Annotated in this window: 6 protein-coding genes and 2 pseudogenes; 3 read left to right on the top strand and 5 right to left on the bottom strand. The window is 38.1% G+C overall.

Annotation, left to right across the window (positions count from 1 at the left end; genetic code table 11):
* Nucleotides 1-397, top strand: a 397-nt coding sequence (locus AAV90_RS02640) for an ATP-binding protein (RefSeq protein WP_046495563.1), incomplete at its 5' end; no start/stop codon positions are given.
* A 300-nt stretch (nt 398-697) separates the two neighbouring features.
* Nucleotides 698-905 (top strand): annotated as a pseudogene (locus AAV90_RS14620) (hypothetical protein); the annotation flags it as partial.
* A 231-nt stretch (nt 906-1,136) separates the two neighbouring features.
* On the opposite strand, the gene AAV90_RS02645 reads toward AAV90_RS14620, so the two are convergent.
* From AAV90_RS02645 to AAV90_RS15230, 5 genes and pseudogenes are all read right to left on the bottom strand, one after another.
* Nucleotides 1,137-1,778 carry a hypothetical protein gene (locus AAV90_RS02645; RefSeq protein ID WP_207642031.1) on the bottom strand — a complete coding sequence of 214 codons (642 nt, stop codon included), beginning with the start codon at nt 1,776-1,778 and terminating at the stop codon, nt 1,137-1,139.
* 368 nt (nt 1,779-2,146) lie between these two features.
* Nucleotides 2,147-2,608 (bottom strand): annotated as a pseudogene (locus tag AAV90_RS02650) (transposase); the annotation flags it as partial.
* 60 nt (nt 2,609-2,668) lie between these two features.
* Nucleotides 2,669-2,893: a hypothetical protein gene (locus AAV90_RS15060; RefSeq protein WP_198142800.1), complete on the bottom strand. Its 225-nt coding sequence runs from the start codon at nt 2,891-2,893 to the stop codon at nt 2,669-2,671.
* Between the two features lie 522 nt (nt 2,894-3,415).
* A complete protein-coding gene (locus AAV90_RS02655; protein ID WP_046495567.1) occupies nt 3,416-3,733 on the bottom strand; it encodes a hypothetical protein in 318 nt (105 codons plus the stop codon).
* Nucleotides 3,734-3,792: 59 nt separating this feature from the next.
* Entirely contained in the window at nt 3,793-4,233 is a 441-nt protein-coding gene (locus tag AAV90_RS15230; RefSeq protein WP_207642032.1) for a hypothetical protein, read from the bottom strand.
* A gap of 518 nt (nt 4,234-4,751) precedes the next feature.
* Here AAV90_RS15230 and AAV90_RS14820 point away from each other — a divergent pair.
* A partial coding sequence (locus AAV90_RS14820; protein ID WP_479725401.1) for a transposase occupies nt 4,752-4,918 on the top strand: 167 nt, incomplete at its 3' end.

The following is a 4,918-nucleotide window of genomic DNA, read 5'->3' on the forward strand; positions in this document are numbered from 1 at the left end:
CCTTGGGATTGAAGCTATTAACCACGGCTATCGGGTAAGTTTCGTTCAGATGAATGAACTGATCCGTCTCTTAAAAACAGAGGAAATCAGCCGCAACTCCAGAGCAAAGATAAAACGCATGGTTGGCTCTGACCTGGTGATCATTGATGACCTGATGTTTATGGCCATTGACCGTCACGAAGCAAATCTCTTTTTTCAATTGATCAACCAGCTTTACGGGCAGACCTCCATTATCATCACATCCAACAAAGGCCCGGAAGAATGGGGTGATATTCTGGGTGATCCGGCCATTACAACCGCTATTTTGGATCGTTTAATCCACAAAAGCGAGGTTATTCATCTAACTGGCGACAGCTATCGTCTGAAGCATCGTCAAACCATTTTTGGTAACAATTAGGTGTCCAAAATTATTTAACGTTTTTTGTTCAAAACTACTTGACGGTTACACCATCGCAGCGATTGCCATCATAAGCACTTAAATCACCTCTTTATTACTGCATTACGGGCACTTTATAACGAGATAAACCATAAAAGCCATGGTCGCTAATAATCATAGCAGGCAGTTGCTATGGCATTAATATCTCAAATTCCTAACTTTCGCTATTTGACCATATCTTTATTAATTATAGAAGTTGCTATAATTATACAGGCATTCTAATAAATAGAGATAATTTATTGATGGATTTGATCGCGTCAACGAAGCATCCGCATTCAGGCTAAACTAACAGCCCTTGGCGGTAAACTTAAAGCGGATAGCCAAACTGGTATCCGCTTCAAAAGGGTTATCTTCGTTTATTTTGAGGTTTTTATTCTGTCGGGTACAGATTAACCTACCTGATGGGCTATTGGTAGCCGCCAGGGCGGCTGAAAAGGGTTGCTTTTTCAGTGGTCTCCGTCCCCGTTGACATTTTTTTCTTCTACGTGTGAGTGTGTGAGACCTACTTCAGTAGCATTCATTTATTTATTTTCTTTTCGTTTTTGTGTAAGTATGGCAGAATTTTTTTCACGTCTTTATATATAGAAACCACAAAAATTAAAACCAGAATAGGAATACTATAATATATTAGTTTAATAGTGACAATTAGGGGCATAATCTTGTCCCACCATGGTTCTGTCATAGTAAGCTTTCCACCCTATTATGGGGAAATTACCTCAAGAGTATTAGAATTACCCGCTATATCATCTACAAATTCAAAGATATATTTTGGAGAACTTACACTTGTTTGTACGTTTTTAAATTTGCCAGCTCCTCTAAGAACCCAACAGACATCGTAAGTATTTCCAGAATGTAATGTAGTCCCATATTCTGTTACAGTGTATACTCCGGGAATTGCATCACTATCATCCCAATGGGAATCGCTCCTGCCACTACGACGATCGCCGGCAACTCTAATTAAATGACGGATATAGTATCGTGCTACCTCCACACCTGCAACCTTCCACTGATGCATTCCATAATCTTCATAGTAAAAATCTGATTTGGTCGATATTTCAGGGCATATTTCTCTCCCCACACTCATTGTTATACTACTGCCATCATCAAAAAAGTATTCTTTACTTCCTTCTTTTGAGGAAACCCTCAGTGTTCCTTTTTGCCTTATTTTATCAGGATTAAAACATTCCAAATTACTTATTGCTTGAATAGCATTCTCATCACCTTGTTTGGCCGATTCTATAATAGTTTGAACATTATCTTTTGTTATTGTAGGTATTGTTTCGGTAATTGGAGCCTGGTTCGTATTTGCACTTGCTGCCAATGGAAACATTGATAAGATCATTAAAGCGTAATAGAGATAAAGCTACGTATTTTTTTCATTTTTATACCACCTCACATCGTATTTTTATGATAATAATATGCTACTTCCCTAATTGAACTTTGTTTACCACCCTCATAGGCACCACCTCCTTAAAATGTCTTTCATAAATAAAAGACAACTAAGAAGGCTATCTGCAACAAGTTTTTTCTACTCTTTTCAAATTTTCCTTAAGCTAATCTATATATCTTACTTCCTCGGCTATTTTTACTGCCGTGTCTTTTTCCATCTGTCCCCGAATTATGTACATATGATCATATGCATGGGCCATATACCAGTAAGTGCCAGCGCTTACTGGTATATGGCTGTAGCTTGGATTTCCTTGATTAAGTTTTAATAGTATTGGCTTCAATATGGGTAGTATCAATAACGATGCCGTTGCTGCTTTTGATTAGGCCTCTTTCTACACATTGCCCTACGATTTCGGTAATGATGGCATCCATGCTGATATCCTTTAAGCGTTGGGTACGGAATTTGGTTAGCAGGCTGGTTTCAGGCAAGGGGTCTTCGGGGTTAAGTCCTACAAACCATTTGTAAGCCAGATTTACGCTCAAATCCTGTTTTAACTGTTCATCAGACAGGTTGTATAGATATTTTAATATTTGTATTCTTAGCATCATCTCCGGCTCTTTTGCTGGTCTGCCAAAGTTTTTACAATATCTATCAGCTAATAAATCATTAACAAAGCTAAGATCTATGGCGGAATCTATTTGTTTAAGTATGTGATTATCCGGAATCATTTGGTATAATGCGGTATAGAAGCTGTTTTGTCTAAAGACGTTTTTAACTAACATCGAAGGCCATAATAACTAGAGAACGCTTCTTGATATTCATTTGAAACCTACTTTCAAGCATTAAAATGTTAGGCTTCTCGTATCAACCAAGGGCCAGTACAGATCGTCACAGTCAACGGTTCCTGCATATTCGCCCTTACGCGTCTGGCTCGTTGATAAATTATAATCAGTTGAATTATATCCTCCGCTTTCAGCTTGACCAGGCTTCAAGTACCAAGACATTTCTGACCAATCCCAGCTATTAACTGTGCCAACGGTTGTACTGCCTGATTTATACTTTGCCATAACCCCTACCGTATACCAGAGTTCCTGTGCCGCATAGTATCTTGGATACCAAAAACCGGCTGCATGAGTCGCTTGAATATAAATGCCCCGTAGATTTTTACAACCCAAACTCAGTAAATTTGGCATCTTAAACAAAGGAGGGACACATTTAGCTTATTCTTTATAAAAAATGTCTCTTGACAATGGGGGGCACTAATAAAACACAGGGTCAATAATATTGCTAGCAATAACATAGCCTGCTTGATTTTCAATGGGTCCACCTCCCTGGATCCGCCTGCCCGGTCAACGAAATCCGAGCTTATCTGGGGAAATCATAACGCCATTTTGTTCGGTCAATAACCTGTATCGGGGACGTTTTCTCCGGTTCATAATTAATGTTTTCCTTGGTTCCCCATTTGCCCCCTCCACAGTTTTTATTTTCCCGAACTAATGCGTGCCCGGCAAAGCGAGTATAAGTCAACTAGAAATCCCGGGAGATGCTAATCCACTCATAGAGTATGTCTCACCTTTCTTTCGGAAAATTTATAAAAAAATAGGGAAAAGAATGAATGAAAGTATAACGGATAGGCTAACTAGACGTAGCCAAAAAGTCCAACCTTTTTTCTCATATTTATATCCATACCATATACCAAGACCGATTAACACAATCAGTATAATGATTGGCAATATGTTATATATACTATTTTCCTTTGTAGCGATAATAATTGACCAACCCATTTTTTTATATATGGTTTGTATAAGGCTTGACGAGAATTGAATCAAAATAGCATATAATCCTAATAATACAAGCAAAGCCGTTAAGAATATGTTACCAGTTTTTTTGAAAATTTCGAGAATCATTCTAACCTCCTTGATTGTTTTGTAATAACCTCCAGGAAAACTCCTGGAGGCCATTTACATTATTCCTTTTCGTGATATGCCCAATCCCCAAAGCCGGAATAACTAGTTGCACTTGCAGAAGGAGGATTGGTGCCAGCCGGGAACTCCATATAATGAACCCCAGTTGTCCGATAATATCCAGTTGGAGCATTTTCATAGTCCTCTTCGTCAGTTGATAAATACATACAATTAGTATCAGATTCGAATGAAGCTTTTTTCAATGTTGTTGAATCTCCAACTGGTTTCGTAGGATCATAATACAAATATGACCAAACTGACATATAAGGCATTGAACTAGTTGCATATTGCCAAGAGTAAAATTGTACTGTGTTCCCATGTTGATCTAGATCGGAAAAACAGTTTACAGATGTTTGTATCGATACATCTGAAGTAGTCTTTACACCTTCTACGCTATTGGCATTAGGCTTCGTGGCTTCCCAATCAACCTTTGTTTTGGCCATATTTTCAAGGGCAGAACTTGGAGTATGCTCAATTGCCTCAGGGAAAACCGTCTCAAGGAGCTGCTTATAAGTTATATCTTGACCAATTAGATTCTCTAATAAAGCAATTTGCTCCTCATCCGCTATAAACTCTATAGATCCATCTTTATCACACTTAATTTCCGTAGCAAGAGAGGGGCCGGAAGGAATTAAAGAATAATACCGGACTATTCGTCAGAAGTATTGCTGCTTTATTGGGTAGCATTAATCGAGGGATTGCATAAAAAACGAAAGATAGCAGATAGACCAATCGGTATAATCGGCTTAGTTATTTGGCTATTTTTAGTCGTCCAAACTTTATGTTAGTTCCTTCTATCTGCATCTTTTTCGCCCTCTTTTGCACTAAGGCATCCCGTTTATAGTGTCAGAAGAACCGTCCGAGATCACTGAAAAAGTCCATTTAAAGCACAAAAAGCATACCCTCCTGTGGTATAATTTGGTTAGCGAAAACAAAATTAACTAAAGGAGGTATGCTTTTTATGTTAGTTAAAAACGTCTTTAGACAAAACAGCTTCTATACCGCATTATACCAAATGATTCCGGATAATCACATACTAAAACAAATAGATTCCGCCATAGATCTTAGCTTTGTTAATGATTTATTAGCAGATAGATATTGTAAAAACTTTGGCAGACCAGCAAAAGA

The organism is Syntrophomonas zehnderi OL-4 (genome assembly GCF_000983115.1).
Taxonomy (GTDB): Bacteria; Bacillota; Syntrophomonadia; order Syntrophomonadales; family Syntrophomonadaceae; genus Syntrophomonas_B; species Syntrophomonas_B zehnderi.

What these genes read in the sequence shown, in the direction of transcription:
- AAV90_RS02645 (WP_207642031.1), bottom strand. Translation starts at nt 1,778, where the DNA reads ATGATCTTATCAATGTTTCCATTGGCAGCAAGTGCAAATACGAACCAG.
- AAV90_RS15060 (WP_198142800.1), bottom strand. Translation starts at nt 2,893, where the DNA reads ATGGCAAAGTATAAATCAGGCAGTACAACCGTTGGCACAGTTAATAGC.
- AAV90_RS02655 (WP_046495567.1), bottom strand. Translation starts at nt 3,733, where the DNA reads ATGATTCTCGAAATTTTCAAAAAAACTGGTAACATATTCTTAACGGCT.
- AAV90_RS15230 (WP_207642032.1), bottom strand. Translation starts at nt 4,233, where the DNA reads ATGGCCAAAACAAAGGTTGATTGGGAAGCCACGAAGCCTAATGCCAAT.